The organism is uncultured Jannaschia sp. (assembly GCF_947494025.1).
GTDB lineage: Bacteria > Pseudomonadota > Alphaproteobacteria > Rhodobacterales > Rhodobacteraceae > Jannaschia.
This window is the reverse complement of the sequence record NZ_CANLTQ010000012.1, coordinates 24446-44534: the sequence shown is the minus strand read 5'-3', so window position 1 is coordinate 44534 and position 20089 is coordinate 24446. Positions and strand designations below refer to the sequence as shown.

Here is a 20089-nt window from a genome sequence, read left to right as displayed (position 1 = left end):
TCTCAGTCGGACCCCCGATCCGCCGGCCCGCACGCGGCGTGATACGCGGCAAGCCGGTTCGCGACGTGCGCGACCGCGAAGGCCTCCGGATCGAACGGCCGGTCGGCCAGGGCGGCGGCGCCCGGCAGGTGCTGCCAGAGGAGCGGCAGCGGCACCCGTCGCCCGTCCAGCGCCGCGAGGAGGCGCGCGACGGCGGCCTCGGCCTCGGGCAACGCCCAGTAGTAGCGGATCCGGTCCGACAGCGAGTAATGCCGCAGCCAGACCGCGTCCGCGCCATCGCCGTAATGGCGCGCCCAATGGCCGGGCTCACCCGTCATCAGCGCCTCCATCGCGCGCATCAGAGGACGGTCGCCGTAACCGGACACGAGGTCCGACGCCACGAGGTCGAGCGCGTAGAGCGCCTCGCGCAGCGCGAAGGTCAGCTCCGGCCCGACCTTCAGGATCGCGAAGCCGTCCGCGACCAGCCGGGCGAGCGGCGCGGTGCCCTGGTAATCGGTCGAATGCGCCTCGAAGACGAAACCCGGCTCCGCGTCGAGCAGGCGGACGAGGTCCCGCGCGGCGTCCGGCTCGTAGCGCACCACGTTGCGGTTGCCGAACTCCACGCCCGGCTGCACGACCAGCGCGATCACGCGCGGCAGCACCGCCTCCAGCCCCTCCGCCGCGAAGCGCTCCCGGTGAACGGCGATGGTGCGCCGCGCGGCCTCCGGCGCGGTGACGGCGACGCTGTCGAGCGCGTGGTCGGCCCCGCCCGGCGGCGGCACCTCGGTCCCGATCACGTAGACCGGGCGCCGGGGATCGTCCGCCGCGACGGCCCCCTCCGCGGCCCGCGCGAGGCGGGCGGCCCGGATCGCGGTGGTCGCGTCGTCCAGCGCCGCCGGCTCCCCCGCGCAGCCCATCGAGGCGTCGAGATGGATCTTGCGGAAGCCCGCCGCCGCATAGGCCTCGACCATCCGCACGGCCTCCGCCATCGCGTCCTCCGCCGGCCGGTCGCGCCAGGGGTTCGGGCCGAGATGGTCGCCGCCGAGGACGATCCGCTCCTCCGGGCAGCCCTCCTCCGCGGCGATCCCGCGGACGAGGCGGGCGAAGTCGGCCGGGCGCATGCCGGTATAGCCGCCCTCGTGGTTCACCTGGTTGCAGGTCGCCTCGATCAGCACCGGCGCCCCGCTCTCCCGCCCGTGCCGGAGCGTCGCGCGCAGCACGAGCGGGTGGGCCGAGCAGACCGAGACGATGCCCGCGGGACGACCCGCGCGGCGATGGCGGGCGAGGTCTTCGAGCGGCGTCATGGGGTTCTCCTCGGGGTCGCGGCGATGAAGGCGTCGAGCTCCGCGCGCGTGGCCGCGCCTTCCATCGGCCCCCGCACCGCGACGTTGCGCGCTCCGGCGGCGCAGGCGTCGTCCAGCGCGCGTTCCGGCGCCATGCCGAGCCGCCGGCAGGTCAGGTAGACCGCGCCGAAGCAATCCCCCGCGCCGGTCGGATCGACCTCCGCGACGGCGAAGGCCGGGGCGTGGCGGGGGTCGCGCCCCGGCCGGAACAGCGTCGCGCCCGCCGCGCCGCGCTTCAGCACGACCTCCCCCACCCCGCGCTCGTGGAGCGCCGCGACGGCCCCGGACCCCGCGACCCCCGCCGCCCGCGCGAGCTCCCCGCCCGAGGGCAGGCAGAGCGCCGCGCGGCCCATGAGATCCGCGAACAGCGCCTCCGTCTCCGCGTCGTGGGCGATCTCCTTGCGGAGGTTCGGATCGACCGAAAGCGACCCGCCCCGCGCGAGGACGATCTCCGCCGCGCGCGCGATGACCTCCCGCGCCGCCGGCATCGACAGCGCGGTGCCCATCACATGGAGGTGCCCCGCGCGGCGCGTCAGCGCCTCGACCGCGGGGGACCAGCCGAACCGCGCTGCGGCGGAATGGGCGATGTTGTAGACGAAGTCGCGCGCGCCGTCGGGACGGTAGCGCACGAAGGCGGAGCCGGTGGGACGCTCCGGATCGACCGCGACGCCGCTCAGCTCGGCGCCGTCGCGGCGCAGGCGGTCCAGATTGACCGCGCCGAAATCGTCGTCGCCGACCGCGCCGATCATCGCCGCCCGCCCGCCGAGCCGGGCGCATTGGTCGATGAAGATGGCCGGGGCGCCGCTCGGATAGGGGCCCGTGAGGTCCAGCACCTCGCGAAAGCCCGCGCCGGGCCGGGTGGCGACGATCTCCACCAGGATCTCGCCCGCGCAGATCGTGGGGCCGAGCGCGTCCGGGGCGATCCCGCGCGTCACGCCGCCCCTCCGCGCGGCGGGCCGGCCACGCCGTTCCCCTGTTCCCCGTGGCCGCGCATCCTGTCCCCCGTTCCGCCCCACACCGTTACCGCGCCCCGCCCGGCGCGCAATCCGGTCCGGGGAAAAAACCCGCCCCCGACGCGGCCCCGCCCCCGCGCCGATTGGCGCGGCGCCCCGCGCGTGGCATGCCGGGGGGCAAGGGCGCCCGCACCGCCGGCGCGGCCGACCGCAACACACGGAACACGCCACATGCTACGACTCGACGAGAAGCTCGCCCGCATCCGCCGGGGCGAGGACCGGCCCGGCGACTTCATCATCGCCGACGCCAAGGACAGCGACATGGGCCCGTCGATGGCCGCCGCCGGGCGGGTCCGCCTGGCCGGGGGCGGCAGCCGGCCGGTGACGCGGGCCGAGTTCCTCGACGCCTGCGCGGGCATCGTGCGGCAGGACCTCGTGGACATCATGCTGCTGTCGCTGTCGAACTACGAGCGGCTGGCGGAGCGGGGCGTGTTCGACGGCGCCCGCGTGACGCCGGCGATCAGGGCGAACGACACGACGGATGTCTGGCGCTTTCGGGGCGCGACCTACGCCGGGGCGCCCTCGCGTCCGTTCCGCACCGCGGACCCGGCCGTGGCCGCGCGGCTCGGCTGCCATCTCGGGCTTTACTCGATCACCTTCAACAACGACCTCGACGCCGACCTGGCGGGGCTGGAGGCCTATGCCGCGTTCCGGGCCGACGCCGCGCGGGTGCGGTTCCGGCATTTCCTCGAAGTGTTCAACCCGAACGCCCCGCGGGACCTCGCGCTCGAGGATGTCGGCGCCTTCGTCAACGACGCGATCGTGCGGGCCATCGCCGGGCTGTCGCGGGCGGAGCGGCCCGAATTCCTGAAAATCGCCTATAACGGCCCCGACGCGCTGGAGGAGCTCGCGGGCTTCGACCCGGAGCTTGTGGTCGGCATCCTCGGCGGCGGGGCCGGCACCTCGCGCGACTGCCTCGAGCTGATCGCGCAGGTGGAGGCCCACGGCGCGCGGGTGGCGCTGTTCGGCCGCAAGATCGCCGGCGCCGACGACCCGGAGGAGATGGTGCGGATGATGCGCGCGGTCGCCGACCGGGAGCTTTCCTCCGAGGCGGCGGTGCGCGAATATCACGGCGCCCTGGAGCGGAAGGGCATCGCGCCGACCCGCCCGCTGGAAGACGACCTCGCGATCACCGAGGAGGTGCTGCGCCGCGCGGCCTGAGGAACCGCGCGCGCGTCAGTCCCGGGCTAGCGCCCCCGCAAGCGCGCCGAGCCCGTCGGTCGACGAACGCCCCCGGAGGCAGGCGGCCGCGGCGCGAAAGGCCAGGTCCACCGCGCGGGCCCGGTCCCACCCCTCGTGCAGCCCGTGGAGGATGCCCGCCGCGAAGGCGTCGCCGGCGCCGACCGGGCTGACGACCGCCCCGGGCGGCACGGGATCGGGCGCGAAGATGTCGACCCTGCCCGCCTCGCACCAGATCGTGCGTTCCGCCGAGTGGAGGATCACGGCCCGTCGCACGCCGCCCCGGACGAGCGCCCGCGCCGCCTCCGCCATGCCGTCCACGTCGCGCGGGCCCGCGATGGCGCGGCCCGTGGCGCGCGCCGCCTCGACCTCGTTGCCGAACAGCACGTCGATCTCGGGCGACGTCGCGGCGACGACCGCCGCGTAGTCGGGCGCGGTGGAGGAGGCGAGGTCGACGCAGGTGGTCATCCCCGCCGCCCGCGCCGCCGCGAGAAGCGCCGCCGCCCCCGTCCGCCCGTCCGGGCCGATCCGGTCCAGCGCGGCGAGCAGGTTCAGGTAGCCGAGATAGAAGATCCGGGCGTCGAGCGCCGCGAGCTCCGCCATGTCGATGTCGGCGGGCCGCAGGATGTCGTTCGCTCCCGGATGGTAGAAGAACGTGCGGCTGTCGCCCGGCACCGTCATCACGTGGCTCTGGCTCGTGGCCGCGCGGTCGGTGCGGCGGAGGCGCTCGACGGAAAGCCCGGCCTCGCGGCACTGGCGCAGGATCGCGTCGCCCATCCCGTCGGCGCCGATCAGTCCGACGGGATGGATCGGATAGGGCGCGCCCATCCGGTGCAGGCCGAGCGCCACGTTGGCCGGCCCGCCGCCGACGCCGGTGCTCTGCGACAGGATATGCGCGATGGCCGATTTCTCCGGCCAGTCCCGCAGCTCATGGACCAGATCCACGATCCAGTTCCCGGCGCAGACGATCCCCGCCCGTCCGCCCTCGCTCCGCGTGCCGGTCATCGTGCCCCCCGTCGTCCCCGCCTGACGTCACGAGACCATATCGCATCGGACGCATCCAGACCGGCCGGACCCCAATCCTGTTGACCGCTGCCGGCAAACCGCAGAGCATCCGGGACGGTCCGGGAGGGACCGCCCACAGGGAGGAACAGGATGACCACCAATCTCATTCGCGCGGCGCTGGTCGCCGCCGCCGGCCTCGCCGCCGCGCCCGCCGCGGCGCAGGACGACATGCTGCCGGTCCCGCCCGGGGACATCTCGATCACGCTGGTCCCCGGCCTGACCACGGACGCGTTCTACATCACGATGAACCGCGGCGCGCAGGCGGCGGCCGAGGCGCTCGGCATCGAGGTGAACTTCCAGGGCGCGGAGGAATTCGACCCCGTGCTGCAGACCCCCGTGCTCGACGCCGTGATCGCGCGGCAGCCCGACGCGCTGCTGATCGCGCCGACCGACTCGACCCAGCTCGTCGAGCCGCTGCGCCGCGCCGACGAGGCCGGCATCCCGGTCATCACCGTCGACACCTTCGTCGGCGACGGCCAGTATGGGGACGGGTCCGGCGACGCCGACTTCCCGCTCTCCTACATCGCTTCCGACAACGTGATGGGCGGGCGCATGGCCGCGCGCGCCATGGCCGACGCGATCGGGGGCGAGGGCAAGGTCTATGTCGCCCACCTGCGCCCCGGCGTCTCGACGATGGATCAGCGGGAGGAGGGCTTCAAGGCCGAGATGGCGGAGAACCATCCGGGCATCGAGGTGCTCGACACCCAGTACAACGAGAACGACGCCTCGCAGGCCGCCTCGCAGTTCCAGGCCGTGCTGGCGCGCAACCCCGACATCAAGGGCGTGTTCGGCGCCAACCTGTTCTCCGCGCTCGGCGCGTCGAACGGCGTGGCGGCGGCGAACATGAACGATCAGGTGACGATGATCGCCTTCGACGCGCCGCCCTCGATCACCAACAACCTCTCCTCCGGTCAGGTCGATGCCGTGATCGCCCAGCACCCCGCCGAGATCGGCTATTACGGCGTGATGACCGCCTTCGCCGTGATCCAGGGCCAGTCGGTCCCGACCCAGATCGGCACCGGCTTCACCGTGATCACGGCGGACAACGTGGACGACGAGGACATCCAGAAGTTCATCTACGCGGAATGAGCATGAACGCGTCCCCCGGCGGGGCTTCCTTCTGGAAGCCCCTGCTCAACCTGTGGTCCTGGCTCTTCCTGTTCGCGATCCTCGTCTTCTTCGAGGTCTACGCGCAGGTGGAGGTCGGGACCACGTTCCTGTTCCGCATCTATTCGCTGCAATCGCTGGCCATCGCGGCGGCGCAGATCCTGCTTCTCGCGCTCGGGCTGACGCTCGTCGTGGTGGCGGGCCATATCGACCTTTCCATCGCCTTCAGTTCCGGCTTCGCCGCCGTGACCATGGCGCTCGTGGTCAACCTGTTCGGCGCCGATGGCGGCGTGCTGGTGCTTCTCGCGGGGCTTGGCGCGGGCATCGGCGCGGGCGTGCTCGTCGGTCTGGTCAACGGCTGGCTCGTCTCGCGCCTCGACGTGCCGAGCTTCATCGGCACGCTGGGCACCTACGGCATCGCGCGCGGCGCGGCGCTGATCGTGGCGGGCGGCGCGGTCGTGTCGATCCAGAACGAGGCGGCGCGGACCTTCGGCAACGGCGACGTGCTGGGCGTGCCGATCCCGGTCCTGCTCGCGATCGTTCTGGCGCTCGTCTGCCACTACGTCCTCACCTACACGAAGTTCGGCGTGCACACCTACGCGCTCGGCGCGAGCCGCGCCTCGATCGAGCGGGCGGGCGTCGACGTGAAGCGGCACCTGATGATCCTGTTCGTCATCTCCTCCATCACCGCCGCCATCGGCGGGCTCGTCTATACCGGGCGGTTCTCGGCGGGCGCGGCCAATGCCGGCGAGCCGATCCTGCTCTACGCGGTGGCCGCGGTCTTCATCGGCGGCGCCTCCCTCACCGGCGGGCAGGGCACGATCACCGGCACCGTGGTCGGCTCGCTCATCATCGCGGTGATCCAGTTCGGCCTCGTCTTCTCGGGCCTGCCCCCCTACTGGCAGTTCATCGCGGTCGGCTTCGTGATCATCGTCGCGGTCATCGTCGACCAGTCCCGCGACCGCCTGACCGGAGCCCGGTCGTGAGCGCGCTTCTCGAGGTCGAGGGCCTCCGGAAGCGCTTCGGCGGCAACGAGGCGGTGAGCGACGTCTCCTTCGCGGTCGGCCCCGGCGAATGCGTCGTGCTGGCCGGCGACAACGGCGCGGGCAAGTCCACGGTGATCAAGATGGTCTCCGGCGTCTACCAGCCCACCTCGGGCGAGGTCCGCTTCAAGGGCCGCCGCCTGACCGGCTCCTCCCCCGAGGCGGTGCGCGGCGCGGGGATCGAGACGATCTACCAGGACCTCGCGCTGGCCGACAATCTGGACCCGGGGCTGAACCTTTATCTCGGCCGCGAGAAGATGACCCGGGTGCTGGGGCTTCCGGTTCTGGACCGCCGCGCCATGCGCGCGGACGCCGCGCGGGTGATGAAGAGCCTCGGGATCGAGTTGCCCGACCCCCGCGCCGCGGTGCGCGAGCTTTCGGGCGGCCAGCGGCAGGCCATCGCCATCGCCCGCGCGATCCACTGGGAGGCCGAGCTCGTGATCATGGACGAGCCGACCGCCGCGCTCGGCGTACCCGAGCAGCGCGAGGTCATGGCCCTGATCGGGCGGCTGAAGGCGCGCGGCGTGGGGATCGTCCTGATCTCCCACAACCTGCCCGACATCTTCGCCGCCGCCGACCGGATCATCGTGCTCGCGCGCGGCCGCGTCGCGGGCGAGCGCCGCCCGGCGGAGACCAGCGACGAAGAGGTCGTGCGCCTGATGATGGGCGCGGGGGACTGACGCGCCGCGCCGCCCGGCCCGGCTGGGGCTGGAATCGGAGACGGAGGCCGCCGCAATCGATAGGCCGGCCTTCGGAAGACCGGCATCGCCGTCTTCGACGAGGTCATCGCGACCGACACCCGCACCGGCGCGTCGCGCGCGATGTCCATGCCCGGCCGGTCGAGGATCGCGCCCGCCGCGCGCCACATCGCGGCATGGTTCACGAAACGTGGTCGGGGGCCGAGGTTGCGCACGAAGGCGAGTTTCCCGGCCACCGGCATTTCCGGAAAAAGCGCGAGGTCCTGCCAAGTCGAGCCCGCGCGTGACGGTCCCGTCCGTTCCATCACCGCGCCGGGCTCCGGCGCAGGAACGCCGCGCCCCGCCTTTATGGGCGTGGACCCGTGGCTGTCGTTCCTGCCCGCGACGCGGATTATTGCACCCCACGCGACCGTGAGGGCGATGTCATCCAGCGCCTGCACGCCCCGAACCGCGTCGGGAGATGGGCGAGCCCGAGACGCCACGGCCCCCCTGCCGGATCCGTTCCGGACGCGTCTGTCGTGATCGTATCCGGGCCGGATGCCGCGCAGGCCCCCCGCAGGGCGCGAGCGGCCCCGCGCAGCCGATACCGTAACCGGCGGCCCCCCTGCCCTGCCGGTCCGCGACGCGGTCGCCGCCCGCGAACTGCACGCTCCCGCCGCGATGTACGAACGGCTCGCTCCCGATGCCGTTCGCATCGCCTTCGAACGTCCCTTGCCCTCGCGCCCGTCGATCTTGACGGGCCGCGCATTTGCAAGCGCGCGTTCCGGATAACCCGCGACCCCATGCCGATCGGCAAGGCCGGCCAACATCCCTGGCAATCGGACCCGCCTCCCCTGCCCCGGCGCGCCGCGCTTTCGCGAGCCGCCGCCGGAGCGGATCACCACCGCCGGGATCGGGCCGATACGCCGCCGGATCGTCGGCCGGGTCGTGTATCCGTTCCGCGGCATCGCGAACGAACGCCACCCGCGGCGAACGCGACGCAGCGGCTTGGCGCAGCATGCGGTGTATCCACGGTGGATGGACATCGTCCGACATCAACAAACATGCCAGCACTAGTGATAGTTTCCTTATCTGCCTGACAAGGCTTACTTTTTTAGTGCAGTCGATCTTCGCGTTCGAGCTTAGCCAATCGGAACAATCCCCCATGTCCGGCCCGCCCGGTTCCTCTGCGGTCGGGTCCGCCGAGGTCGTCGGAACCTCGTCCGGACGTCGCAGGACATTCGCGGCCTGCCCGTCTCCGGTGAAGTCGGGCGATCCTCTCCCGCCACGTCACGGGCTTCCTGCCCCGCGCCGGTCGCGCTGGCGGTTCCTTGACTCCATTGCCCCGTAATAGTCGCGCGCACCCCGCGACGGGACGTATCGCTTCGCCCCGGCCGCATTTCCCCGTGGGGAAATCAATCGTCGCCGAGTTCGCGGAAGAACGCCGCGATGGCGGCTTCCAGCCGTCCCCGCTCGATGTTGGAGAAGTCCCGCCGGGCGCGCATCTCGATCTTGCCGTCGGTCGCCGTGCAGCGGATGCCGCCGCCCACCGGAACGCTGAGCGCCACCCGCCCCTTCGAGCGTCGCGGAGCACCCCGGCTTCGCTCGGCCACCGGTTCCGGCCGTTCGGCGAGGAACGCGCGCAGGACAGCGACCTGGTCCCCCTCCCCGACCGCACGAAGCCGTGCGACGAGATCGGCCCGCGCCTCCCCGTCGCCCTCGATCCGGTCCATGACCGCCAGGCCGACGGCCCGGGGGATCTGCTCCGGCGAGGACAGGACCTTTTCCAGCATCGACATGAGCAGTGCGAAGCGGCGGATGTAGCTGCGTTTCTGCGGGCTCGCCGCCGCGTAGAGGTGGTTCACCGCTTCGTCCACGTCCTCGCACCCGTCGACGCGGTCCTCGGCGTAGTAGCGGGCAAGCTGCGCCATCTCGGCGAAGCTCACACCCTTGCGGACGAGGTTCTCGTCGACCATCCGCCGGTAGAGCGCGGCGTCGCTTTCCCCACCGGGAAGGATGCCGGCGGGGATCGATGTCCAGCGCGCCTCCTCCGTCTCGGCGAGCAATTCGCGATAGGCCGTGAGGCGCCGCAGCCCCTGCACCAACTCGTAATCCCCGTTGCCGACAGGCTCGACCCGGATCGGGTTCGACAGGCCGATATCGCGGATGGACGCCTTCAGGTCGTCGAGCGCGAGGTCGCCCGAGCGGCGCCGGTCGCGTTGCAGCTTGCGCGTCTGGATCCGGTCGAGCGGGATCAGGTCGACGATCAGCCCGAGCTTCTTGAGCCGGACGAATTCGTGCGCGAGCGCGTCGTTCTCGGCGCGGATATCGGCCTCGATCTGCGCGCGGCCGCGCAGGGAATCCGCGGTGTTGCCGATGGCCGTAGCCATCGGTCCGCGGCGGCGCGGGCCCATCGACTTGGTCTCGATGTCCGGGGGGATCTCCGCCTCGGGCACCTCGATGTCGAACATGCGACGCTTGCGGCTCATGCGGCATCCTCCAGCTGATCCCAGGCTTCGAGCAGGACGTCGCGGAACTCGGTATAGGCGGCGTCGAAGGTGGATCGCGCGCGCCGCCAGGTCTCGCGCGTCATCTCGCGGTAGTCGATCTCGTAGACGGAGGAGAGGAACCGCCCCGATTGCTCCACCGCGCGGGTATGCTCGATCACCTCGCTCGCCATCCGGTCGCCAAAGACACGGCCGAACGCGTCGCGCATCGCGCGGTGCAGGTCGTTCGCCGGCTCGTAGCGGGTGAGAAGGAAGCGCACGTCGAGGAATGCCTTCGATTTCCCCGCAGGGAAATCGGCGAAGCCGGTGAGGTCTTCGAGCGCCTCGGAGAGCTGACCGATGAAGGAGGTGGTGGAATCGTATTCCCAATAGCCGGGGCCGGACGGGATGTAGAGCACGTCGGCGGCGAAGACCGCGTTCATGGACTGGTAGCCGATGGCCGGCGGGCAGTCGAAGATGATCATGTCGTAGCTGTCGTGGGGCAGGGCGCCGAGCCAGCGGTCCACGGCGGCGAAGAACGACCAGTCGGGATTGACGTGGCGATACTGCGCGGAGGCGAACTCCACGAAGGCCGCGTTGGCGCAGGAGGGGACGATGTCGATCGTGGGCCAGCAGGTGGGCCGGATGAACTCGGACGCGCGCAGATCGCCCAGTCCGGTGCCGCGCACCGAGTCCGGCAGCTTGCGCTCGGGCACGCCGCGCCCGGTCTCGGCCCCGCGGGTGGCGGCGTTCATGCGCTCCGTCTCGTGGATCAGGTCGCGGCCCATGATGCCCCAGACCGTGTTCTCCTCGTTCACGTCCGAAAGCCCCATCGAATGGCTCAGCGTGGCCTGCGGATCGAAATCGACGCAGAGCACGCGATACCCGTCGAGCGCGGCGGCGTGGGCGAAATGGAGCGCAGTGGTGGACTTGCCGGCGCCGCCCTTGAAGTTCGCGATGGCCGCGCGGATCGCGCGCTTGCCCGCCGGGCGGCGGGGCATGAGCGGCTTGCGGTTGATCCGCATCTTGCGGCGCAGCTCGTTGATCTCCTCGAGCGAGAACCAGCGCTGCCGCCCGTCGGGCTCCACCTCGCCCGAGGGCAGGGCCGGGTCGGCGGCGAGGCGGCCGCGAAAGGTGTTCTGGTTCACCCCGAAAATGAGCTCCGCCACCTCCCAGGAGGAGAACCGGCGCAGGACCTTCTCGTTGGCGGGCGAGAACGTCTCCTTCCGGATCCAGCCCTGCATCCTGAGCGAGCTGTCGCGCAGCCGCTGCAGTTCCACGTGATCGAACATGACGCCACCGTTCTTTGCCGCTTTATCCGGAAATACGCCGATTTGCGGGAACGGGTAAAGAGCGATATTCTCGATCGAAGCCCGCGCGCGATTTCCCCGCGGGGAAATCGCGCGCGGCCGATTCGGCGCCCGGCCGCCTCCGCGGCCCGTCTTGGGGGGACAGATGGCCCGGACTGGGGCGCGTTGAGGGGACATCCTCGTCGTTTGGCGGGACAGGCAGAGCGTCCCCCAATACCTGTTCATACCGATTTCATCAGACGAGAATGGGGCCGGTCGGCGGCCCGCTTGACAGAATCGCGGTTCTCAACGCTAATCCCGGCATTGTCGCGAAGAACGACGAGTTCGGGCTGAGGAGAACGCCGATGAAGCCGGCGAGGAAGGGCGGTCATCGCCCCGGGGGGCGGACGTGACGGGGGCGCGGCCGGCACGGATCGCGGGCGCGGCGGGGGCGGCGCTGAAATACGACCTGCTCACGGCGCTCGGCGCGGCGGCCTGCGCGGGCGACAAGCACCGGCAGCGGACCGCGCTGCGCCTCATGACGCTGATCACCGCGCGCTACGACTGGCGCGCCGACAGCCTCGCCACGGGGCAGGCCGAAATCGCGCGGCTCTGGAGCGTCGACACGCGCACGGTGAAGCGCGAGATGGCGCGGCTGCGTGAACGCGAATGGCTCTGGCTCAAGGTGCCGGCGGCGAAGGGCCGGGTGGCCTGCTACGGACTCGGCATCGCGGCGATCCTACGGGACACCGCCTTCGTCTGGCCGGCGGTCGGTCCCGACTTCGCGGCCCGTCTCGCGCCGGAACCGCCCGCGTCCGAGGCGGGCAACGTCGTGCCCTTCGCGCCGGCGGTCGCGGGGCGGGGGCCGTGGGCCGCGATCTGCGGGGCGTTCCGCGAATCGGAGCCGGGCGCCTACGCGGCCTGGATCGCGCCGCTGCGCTGCACGGGGGAGGAGGACGCTCTCCGGCTCCACGCGCCGACGGGGTTTCACGAAAGCTACGTGCGCAGCCATTATCTCGGGGAACTCGCGCGGCTGGCCCGGCGGCAGGGGATCGCCGAGGTGGTGCTCGGGGGGCCGGACGAGCCTCGGCGGGGTGGTTGAGGGGGCGGGGGCCACGCGTCGCGACGGTCTCGTTCGCCTGCCGCGGGACGCAAGGGCTGGCCAGGGGTTCCGCCGGCCGGCCTCACGGATCCGTTCGACCCATCGCCCGGCGCTCTGGCGTTTTGCCCCGTATGGGGCCATATACATCTGAACCGGGACAGGATGCGGGGATCAGGGTCATGCCGAGCTACAACGTACCCTTGCAGGAGAACGGGCGGATGATCCTGCCGGCGGAGCTGCGGCGGGTGCTCGGGGTCGGCAAGGGCGACCGGGTGGTCGTGCAGGCCGAGGGGGACCGGATCGAGATCACCACCGTCGCGCGCGCCCGTGCCCGTGCGCGGGCGCGGCTGCGGTCGCTCTACGCGGAGCGCGGCGACGTGGTGGAGGAGTTGATCGCCGAGCGGCGGGCGGAGGCGCGGCGCGAGGGCGACGCCGATCCCGTCGCGGGCGGCGATTGATGGCGGCCTGCGTCGCGGACACGTCCGCACTGCTGGCCTACCTGCTCGACGAGCCCGGCGCCGCGGTGACGGCGGGCTGGCTCGACCGCGGCGCGGTGGTCTCCACGCTCAACGTGCAGGAGCTCGTGTCCAAGATCGTTCGCGACGGGGGGACGGAGGCGCTCGCCACCGGGACGGTCGCCGATCTCGCGCTCGCCGGCGTGCACGACCTGACGGCCGATCTCGCGGCGGCGGGCGGGGCGATGATCGCCGCGACGCGGCCCTTCGGCCTCAGCCACGGCGACCGGGCCTGCCTCGCGCTGGCGCGGCATCTCGGGTTGCCGGCGGTCACGGCGGACCGGGCCTGGGCGGACGTGGCCGAAGCGCTGGCGGTGCGGGTCGAGCTGGTCCGCTGAGGCGGCCCGCGACCGCTCAGACCAGAACGCGGTGGCCCGGCGCCACCTCGCGGTACTCGGAGCGCGGCGCGACGTAGCCCGCCGGGTGGACGGGGGAGGGGATCGGCGCGGTGTCGGCCTGCGCGAATTCGCGCCGCCGCGCGGGGTCGGCGATGGGGACCGAGGCGAGCAGGCGGCGGGTATAGGGGTGCCGCGGGTCGGCGAAGACCGCGGCGCGGGGCCCGATCTCCACGATGCGGCCGAGATACATCACGGCGACGTCGTGGCTCACGCGCTCCACCACGGCCATGTCGTGGCTGATGAACAGGAAGCTCAGGCCCAGATCGGCCTGCAGCTCCATCATCAGGTTGAGGACCTGCGCCTGCACCGAGACGTCGAGCGCCGAGACCGCTTCGTCGGCGACGATCACCTTCGGGCCGACCGACAGGGCGCGGGCGATGGCCACGCGCTGCCGCTGACCGCCGGAAAGTTCGTGCGGGTAGCGGTTCAGGAAGCTCCGGGGAAGCTGCACCCGGTCGAAGAGGTCGGCCACGCGATCCGCGAGCTCGCGCCCCCGCGCGGTGCCGAAGTTGCGCATCGGCTCGGCCACCTGCTGCGCGAGGCGCATATGGGGGTTCAGCGAGGCGAACGGGTCCTGGAAGATCATCTGCACATCGCGGCGCAGGCGGCGCAGGTCGCGCCCGCCGAGATCGGTGATGTCGCGTCCGCCGAGGCGGATCTCCCCCGATGTGGGCTCCACCAGCCGCAGCACGGAGCGGCCGGTGGTGGACTTGCCGCAGCCCGACTCGCCCACGAGCGACAGCGTCCGTCCGGCGGCGAGCGCGAAGGAGACGTCCTCCACGGCGTGGACGTTGGCGGTGACGCGGCGGAGCATGCCGGTGCGCACGGGAAAGCGAGTCGTGAGGTGGCGCAGCTCGAGGATCGGCGCGGCATCGCCCGGGGGGGCGGACGGCCGGGCGGCGGGAACGGGGGCGCCGGGGATGCGCATCGGCTCCGGCGCGGGACGGTCGGCCATCTCGCCCAGACGCGGCACCGCGGCGAGGAGCGCGCGGGTGTAGTCGGCCTGCGGGGCGGCGAAGATGCGCTCCACCGGTCCGGTCTCGACCACGCGGCCCCCGCGCATGACCACGACGCGGTCGGCCATCTGCGCCACGACCGCCATGTCGTGGGTGATGAAAAGGACCGCCATCCCGGTTTCGCGCTTCAGCCGGTCGATGAGGCCCAGGATCTCCGCCTGGATCGTGACGTCGAGCGCGGTGGTGGGTTCGTCCGCGATCAGCAGGCGCGGACGGCAGGCCATCGCCATCGCGATCACCACGCGCTGCCGCATGCCGCCGGACAGCTCGTGCGGATACTGGTCCAGCCGGCGCTCCGGCTCGGGGATGCGGACCTCGCGCAGCAGCTCCACCGCGCGGGCGCGGGCCGCGGCGCGCGCGAGGTTGCGGTGCAGGCGCAGGCCGTCGACCATCTGCCGGCCGATCGTGAAGACCGGGTTGAGCGAGGTCATCGGCTCCTGGAAGATCATGCCGATCTCGTTGCCGCGCAGGCCGCGCATGGTGGCGTCGCTGGCCCTGGCCACGTCGAGCGGCCCGGCGGCGGCGTCGAAGCGCAGGCGGCCGTCCAGGATGGCGCCGCCGCCGAACTCCACGAGCCGCATCAGGCTGAGCGAGGTGACGGACTTGCCCGAACCGCTTTCGCCCACGACGCAGACGGTCTCGCCCGGCGCGACGGTGAAGCTCACGTCGGCGACGGCGGTGACGGGACCGTCGGCGGTGCGGAAGCCGACGGTCAGGCCGTCGATGTCGACCAGCGCGCTCATGCCGGCTTCGCGGGCATGGCGTGGCGCGGGTCGAGCACGTCGCGCAGCACGTCGCCGAACATGTTGAGGCCGAGCACCGTCAGCGCCACCGCCGCCCCCGGCACCAGCGCCGTCCAGGGCGCGCGGTCGAGATAGTCGCGGCTGGCCTGGATCATCAGGCCCCAGGAGCTGTCGGGCGGCTGGGTGCCGAGGCCGAGAAAGCTCAGCCCCGCCTCGGCCAGGATCGCGAAGGCGAGGCTGATCGTCGCCTGCACGATGATCGGGGCCATGATGTTGGGCAGGACGTGGCGCAGGATGATCATCGTGTCGGTCGTGCCCGCGGCGCGCGCGCCCTCGATATAGGGCATCCGCGCCACGCGCAGCGCCTCGCCCCGGATGATCCGCGCGAGATAGGGCGTGAAGGCCACGCCGATGGCGATGATCGTGTTGCGCAGGTTCGGGCCGAGCACCGCGCTGATGGTGAGCGCGAGGAGGAGGGCGGGGAACGCCAGCGTGGCGTCCACGATCCGCATCAGCACGTTGTCGATCCAGCCGCCGAAATAGCCCGACACGACGCCGAGCGGCAGACCGATCACGAGGCTCATCAGCACCGCCGCGCCGGCGATCAGGATCGACGTGCGCGCCCCCAGCATCACCCGCCACATCAGGTCGCGGCCGAGCTGATCCGTGCCCAGCGGATGGGCGAGCGAGGGCGGGGACAGACGCGCCAGCATGTCCATCTCGGTGGCCCAGGTGTCGGGCACGAGCAGCGGCGCGAGGATCGCGAGGGCGAGCATGAGAGCGACGAGGGCGCCGCCCACGATCCCCCTCGTTGTCATGAGCCGCCTCATCCGAGCCGCACCCGCGGGTCGATCACCGTGTAAAGAAGGTCGACGAGGAGGCTCACGATCATCACCACGGCGGCGATGGTGAAGACCGTCGCCTGGATCAGCGGGATGTCGCGGTTCAGGAGCGCCTGATAGGTGAGCCAGCCCATGCCGGTGAAGTTGAACAGGCTCTCGATCACGATGATCGAGCCGAACAGGTAGCCGACCTGCAGCCCCGCCACGGTGACGACCGGCCCGATCGCGTTGGCGAGCGCGTAGCGCCAGATCACCGTGCGCTCCGACAGGCCCTTGGCGCGGGCGACGCGGATGAATTCCTGCTGCAGGATGCCGGTCATGGTGGCCCGCGTCATCCGCGTCAGATGCGCCATCAGCCCGAGGCCGAGCGCGAGCGAGGGCAGAAAGGCGTGGCGGATGGCGCCCCCGAAATCGTCGGCGGGATGCACGAAGCCCGAGGAGGGCAGCCAGCCCAGGACGCGCGCGAAGAGGAGGATCAGCATGATCCCCCAGAAGAAGTCCGGCAGGCTGACGCCCAGAAGCGCGGTGGTGGAGGCGGCGCCGTCCTGCCAGCGGTCGCGGTGGACGGCGGCCCAGACGCCGAGCGGGATCGCGGCCGCGAGCGCGATCGACATCGACATCGCGACGATCAGGGCCGAGGCGGCGGCCTTCTGCGCGATGAGCGGGCCGATCGGCTCCCGGAAGACGAGGGAGGTGCCCCAGTCACCGGTCACCATGCCGCCGATCCAGCGGCCGTATTGCACCAGCAACGGTTCGTTCAGGCCGAGCGACTGGCGCAGTCCGGCCAGAGCCTCGGGGTTCGACTGCGTGCCCATGATGATCATCGCGACATCGCCCGGCAGGATGTGGGTGACGGCGAAGGTGACCATCGAGATCAGGAACAGCGTCAGGACGAGCGACAGCAGACGGTTGCCGAGATAGGCCATGCGTTCTCCGGGGGGGCGCGGACGGGGCCCGGCGGCGGCGCCGGGGCGGTCGCGTCAGGCGTCCAGCCAGACCTTGTGGAAGTTCAGCTCCGAGCCGTTCGGATGGACGATCGTGTCGAGGCCCCGCACGCTCTGCTGCGCGCCGATCGTGCCGTTGCGGAACCACAGGATCACGTCGAGCGTGTTGTCCTGCACATAGGCCTGCACCTCCTTGTAGATGCCCATCCGCTCCTCGCGGTCGGTGGTGACGCGCGCCTTCTCCAGCAGCGCGTCGAGCGCGTCGTCGGCGATGTGGCGGTAGTTGAACCCCCCGGTGGAATGCCACATCGAATAATAAAGGAAGTCCGGCTCCCACAGGGTGAAGAAGTTCATCATGGTCATCTGGAAGTCCTTGTCGACCCAGACCTGGCTCAGCCAGTCCGACCATGTGAGCTGCTCGATGGTCATGTCGACGCCGGCGGCGCGGAACCATTCGAGCATGATCTGCGCGCTGTCGACATGGTAGGGATAGTTCGTCGTGACCTTGAAGACGACCTTCAGCTCGCCGGGCCCGTAGCCCGCCTCCTGCAGCAGCTCCTGCGCGCGGGCGAGATCCTGCGGGCGGGGCGAGATGTCGTCGTTGTGGCTGGCATGGGTCGGGAAGCTCGGGGCGGCGGTGATCTCGCCCTGACCCCAGAGCGCGCCCTGCATCAGCATCTCCTTGTCGATCATCAGATCGAAGGCCTCGCGCACGCGCGGATCCCTGAAGGGCTCGTAATCGTGGTTGAAGTTCACGAAATCCCAGTTCAGCGGGAACCAGGACACCACCTGCAGGTTCGCGTCGCCCTCGATCTCGGCCACGCGGTCGAGCGGGATGTCGTTGATCATGTGCAGCTCGCCCGTCCGAAGGCCCGTCAGGCGCACCGTCGGCTCCGTGATCTCGCGGGCCAGCACGCCTTCCAGATGGGCGGGGCCGTCGAAATAGGCGTCGAAGCGCGCGAGCTCCACCTCGTTGCCGAACTCGCGGCGCACGAAGCGGAAGGGGCCGGCGCCGATGGGCGTCTCGCCCTGGATGTCGCCCGACCCCTCGGGCATGACCGCGCCCGCGCCGTTCTCGGCCAGGCGGGCGAGGAAGGGGGCGTTCACCTGCGACAGGCGGACGATCACGGTATGGTCGTCGGGCGTCTCGATGGTGTCGACGGCGTTGAACACCTCGAAGTTGGTGGCACCGGTGGCCGGATCGGCGGCGCGCTCGAAGCTGTATTTCACGTCCGCCGCCGTCATGTCGGAGCCGTCGTGGAACGTCACGTCCCGGCGCAGGCGGAACGTGTAGGTCAGCCCGTCCTCGGACATCTCGAAGCTTTCGGCGAGGTTCGGGATGACGTTCAGATCGGCATCCACGGTCACGATGCTCTCGTGGATGTTCTGCAGCACGCGGCCGGTGGAGGCGGTGCCCGTCTGGTGGATGTCGAGGTTCTGCGTCGTCTCCGAATGGCCCCAGATCAGCGTGCCGCCGCTTTTCGGCGCGTCCTGCGCCCGAAGCGGAAGCGGCCCCAGAAGCGCGGTGCCGCCGATCATGGCCGTGCTGGCGAGAAAGTCCCTGCGTTTCATGGCGATGATCCCCCTTGTCGTCGCGTTGTCATATGTCGAGGCCGGGCCGCCGCGCGGCGACGCCGAGCGCCGCCTCCAGCGCCATGCCGAAGCGCAGAAGCGGCCCCTCGTCGAAAAGGTGGCCCCAGACCGAGATCCCCTGCGGCACGGTGAACCGCTCCGCCCCGCTTTCCGTCCCGGTGGTGAGCTTGCCCGAGCCGAGCGAGGCCGCGCCGCGCGTCGCCACCTCCAGGAAGCCCGCGCGCAGGTGGAGGCAGGGATGCCCGGTGAAGTTCGAGGCGACGAGCATCGGCCCGGTCATGAACGGCCCGACGAGCAGGTCCACCCCGGCGAACAGGTCGTCCAGCGCCCCCATCACGCGAAAGCGCAGGCGGTCGAGCTGCACGTGGTCCACCGCCGACAGGAAGCGCGCCTTGCGGAACGTGTTGGGCCAGGCGCCGTCCTCCTGCCAGGTCAGCGTGTCGTCGGTGTCGTCGAGAGTCAGCGCCTCGAACGCGGCGGCGGCCTCGGCGTAGAGGACGTTCATCAGCGCGTCGTAGGGCAGGGGGGGCAGCGACGCCTCCACCACCTCCACCCCGAGGCCGCGCACGGCGTCGAGCGCGGCGTGGTCCACCTCCGTCGCGCCCTCGCCGAACGCCTCCGGCAGATAGCCCACGCGCAGGCCGTCGATGCCGGCCGTGGCGTCGAAGTGGAACGGCGCGGCGATGGAGGACCGGTCCTCGGGGTCGGCGCCGTTCAGGGCGGCGAGGACGAGGCCGGTATCCTCCACCCCGCGACAGATCGGGCCGACCTTGTCGAGCGACCAGCAGAGCGCCATGCCGCCCGCGCGGCTGACCCGCCCGAAGGTGGGCCGCAGGCCGGTCGTGCCGCAGCGCTGCGACGGCGAGGTGATGGAACCCAGCGTCTCGGTCCCGATGCTGAAGGCGCAGAGCCCCGCCGCGGTGGCCGAGGCGGAACCGGCGCTCGACCCGCTCGACCCCTCCGCGAGGTTCCACGGGTTCCGCGTGCGCCCGCCGTACCAGATGTCGTTGTAGGCCAGCGCGCCCACGGTGGTCTTGCCCAGCAGCACGGCGCCCGCCTGCCGCATCAGCCGGGTCACGGCGGCGTCGCGCTCGGGTACCCGGTCCCGGAACGGCTCCGCCCCCCAGCCGGTCGCGACGCCCTTCGTGTCGAACAGGTCCTTGAGCCCGTAGGGAATGCCGTGGAGCGGCCCGAGCGAGACGCCCGCCCGGGTGAGCGCGTCCGCCGCGTCCGCCTCGGCCCGCGCGGCCGCGTCGCAGATCGTGGCGAAGCATTCGAGATGCGGGTTCAGCGCCGCGATCCGGTCGAGATAGATGTCGGTGAGCCGGCGCGAGGTGAGCGCGCCCGACGCGATCCAGGGGCCGAGCGCGGCCACCGGGGCGAAGGCGATGTCCTCGTCGGCCTCGGGCAGGGGGGTGGCGCGGCGCGGCGCGGGGCGGAGCAGGTCGCGGCCATGCGGCATGGCGAAGCCCGGCGGCCGGGGATCGAAGCGCGAGGCCATGGGCACGTCGTTTCCGAGCCGCACCGCCCGCCGGGCCACCGCCGAGGCGATCTGCCCCTCGAGGTTCTCCAGCATCTGCGCGCGTTCGCCGGGCGTGTAGGCGACGCCCATGAGCCGCTCGGCCCCTTCGATGTCGGCGACAGAAAGGCCCCGTTCCGTTCCGTTCAACGCCTTCCCCCTCGTCCGTTCCGGATCGCGGCGAGCCTGCGCCGCCTTTCGCGGCGATGGCAAGCCTCGACGTCGCTTTTTCGCGC

The 20089-nt window shown here is 71.7% G+C and carries 17 protein-coding genes; 7 read left to right on the top strand and 10 right to left on the bottom strand.

The genetic code is table 11. From position 1 onward, the window contains the following. Positions 1-2: 2 nt before the first annotated feature. The gene (locus tag Q1B08_RS13780; protein ID WP_299819882.1) at positions 3-1283 is read right to left on the bottom strand and encodes a D-tagatose-bisphosphate aldolase, class II, non-catalytic subunit; all 1281 of its coding nucleotides are present in this window, start codon (positions 1281-1283) and stop codon (positions 3-5) included. Next, a complete protein-coding gene (locus tag Q1B08_RS13775) occupies positions 1280-2257 on the bottom strand; it encodes a sugar kinase (protein WP_299819879.1) in 978 nt (325 codons plus the stop codon). Before Q1B08_RS13775 ends, Q1B08_RS13780 begins: the two co-directional genes overlap by 4 nt. Positions 2258-2506: 249 nt before the next feature. Between Q1B08_RS13775 and Q1B08_RS13770 the strand changes: the two genes are divergently transcribed. Beyond that, a complete protein-coding gene (locus Q1B08_RS13770) occupies positions 2507-3496 on the top strand; it encodes a hypothetical protein (RefSeq protein ID WP_299819876.1) in 990 nt (329 codons plus the stop codon). Positions 3497-3511: 15 nt separating this feature from the next. Here Q1B08_RS13770 and Q1B08_RS13765 read toward each other — a convergent pair whose 3' ends face one another. Next, positions 3512-4519 (bottom strand): carbohydrate kinase family protein, encoded by a 1008-nt coding sequence (locus tag Q1B08_RS13765; RefSeq protein WP_299819873.1) that lies wholly within the window; start codon positions 4517-4519, stop codon positions 3512-3514. Positions 4520-4669: 150 nt separating this feature from the next. On the opposite strand from Q1B08_RS13765, the gene Q1B08_RS13760 reads away from it, so the two are divergent. Genes Q1B08_RS13760 through Q1B08_RS13750 form a run of 3 tightly spaced genes read left to right on the top strand, consistent with a single transcriptional unit; the run spans position 4670 to position 7409 of the window. Continuing rightward, complete coding sequence (locus Q1B08_RS13760) at positions 4670-5668, top strand: ABC transporter substrate-binding protein (RefSeq protein ID WP_299819870.1); 999 nt, start codon at positions 4670-4672, stop codon at positions 5666-5668. A 2-nt stretch (positions 5669-5670) separates the two neighbouring features. Then, positions 5671-6672, top strand: coding sequence for a ribose ABC transporter (locus tag Q1B08_RS13755; protein ID WP_299819867.1), 1002 nt, complete (start codon positions 5671-5673; stop codon positions 6670-6672). Continuing rightward, positions 6669-7409 (top strand): ATP-binding cassette domain-containing protein, encoded by a 741-nt coding sequence (locus Q1B08_RS13750; protein ID WP_299819864.1) that lies wholly within the window; start codon positions 6669-6671, stop codon positions 7407-7409. Before Q1B08_RS13755 ends, Q1B08_RS13750 begins: the two co-directional genes overlap by 4 nt. 1412 nt (positions 7410-8821) lie before the next feature. Here Q1B08_RS13750 and Q1B08_RS13745 read toward each other — a convergent pair. Next, entirely contained in the window at positions 8822-9895 is a 1074-nt protein-coding gene (locus Q1B08_RS13745) for a ParB N-terminal domain-containing protein (protein WP_299819861.1), read from the bottom strand. Next, positions 9892-11184: an AAA family ATPase gene (locus tag Q1B08_RS13740; protein WP_299819858.1), complete on the bottom strand. Its 1293-nt coding sequence runs from the start codon at positions 11182-11184 to the stop codon at positions 9892-9894. Before Q1B08_RS13740 ends, Q1B08_RS13745 begins: the two co-directional genes overlap by 4 nt. A gap of 406 nt (positions 11185-11590) precedes the next feature. Here Q1B08_RS13740 and Q1B08_RS13735 point away from each other — a divergent pair, with 406 nt between their 5' ends. The 3 genes from Q1B08_RS13735 (at position 11591) to Q1B08_RS13725 (ending at position 13136) form a co-directional block, all read left to right on the top strand. After that, positions 11591-12283, top strand: a complete 693-nt coding sequence (locus tag Q1B08_RS13735; RefSeq protein ID WP_299819855.1) for a DnaA N-terminal domain-containing protein — start codon at positions 11591-11593, stop codon at positions 12281-12283. A 179-nt stretch (positions 12284-12462) separates the two neighbouring features. Continuing rightward, positions 12463-12741 (top strand): AbrB/MazE/SpoVT family DNA-binding domain-containing protein, encoded by a 279-nt coding sequence (locus Q1B08_RS13730; protein ID WP_299819851.1) that lies wholly within the window; start codon positions 12463-12465, stop codon positions 12739-12741. Next, the gene (locus Q1B08_RS13725; protein WP_299819848.1) at positions 12741-13136 is read left to right on the top strand and encodes a PIN domain-containing protein; all 396 of its coding nucleotides are present in this window, start codon (positions 12741-12743) and stop codon (positions 13134-13136) included. The genes Q1B08_RS13730 and Q1B08_RS13725 overlap by 1 nt, the downstream gene beginning before the upstream one ends. 16 nt (positions 13137-13152) lie before the next feature. Here Q1B08_RS13725 and Q1B08_RS13720 read toward each other — a convergent pair whose 3' ends face one another. Genes Q1B08_RS13720 through Q1B08_RS13700 form a run of 5 tightly spaced genes read right to left on the bottom strand, consistent with a single transcriptional unit; the run spans position 13153 to position 20003 of the window. Further along, positions 13153-14955, bottom strand: coding sequence for an ABC transporter ATP-binding protein (locus Q1B08_RS13720; RefSeq protein WP_299819845.1), 1803 nt, complete (start codon positions 14953-14955; stop codon positions 13153-13155). Next, on the bottom strand, positions 14952-15773 hold the full coding sequence (locus tag Q1B08_RS13715; protein WP_299819842.1) for an ABC transporter permease: 822 nt from the start codon (positions 15771-15773) through the stop codon (positions 14952-14954). Before Q1B08_RS13715 ends, Q1B08_RS13720 begins: the two co-directional genes overlap by 4 nt. An 8-nt stretch (positions 15774-15781) precedes the next feature. Continuing rightward, entirely contained in the window at positions 15782-16723 is a 942-nt protein-coding gene (locus tag Q1B08_RS13710; protein WP_299819838.1) for an ABC transporter permease, read from the bottom strand. 54 nt (positions 16724-16777) lie between these two features. Continuing rightward, positions 16778-18313 carry an ABC transporter substrate-binding protein gene (locus Q1B08_RS13705; protein WP_299819835.1) on the bottom strand — a complete coding sequence of 512 codons (1536 nt, stop codon included), beginning with the start codon at positions 18311-18313 and terminating at the stop codon, positions 16778-16780. Between the two features lie 28 nt (positions 18314-18341). Next, positions 18342-20003, bottom strand: a complete 1662-nt coding sequence (locus Q1B08_RS13700) for an amidase (RefSeq protein ID WP_299819833.1) — start codon at positions 20001-20003, stop codon at positions 18342-18344. Positions 20004-20089: the final 86 nt, after the last annotated feature.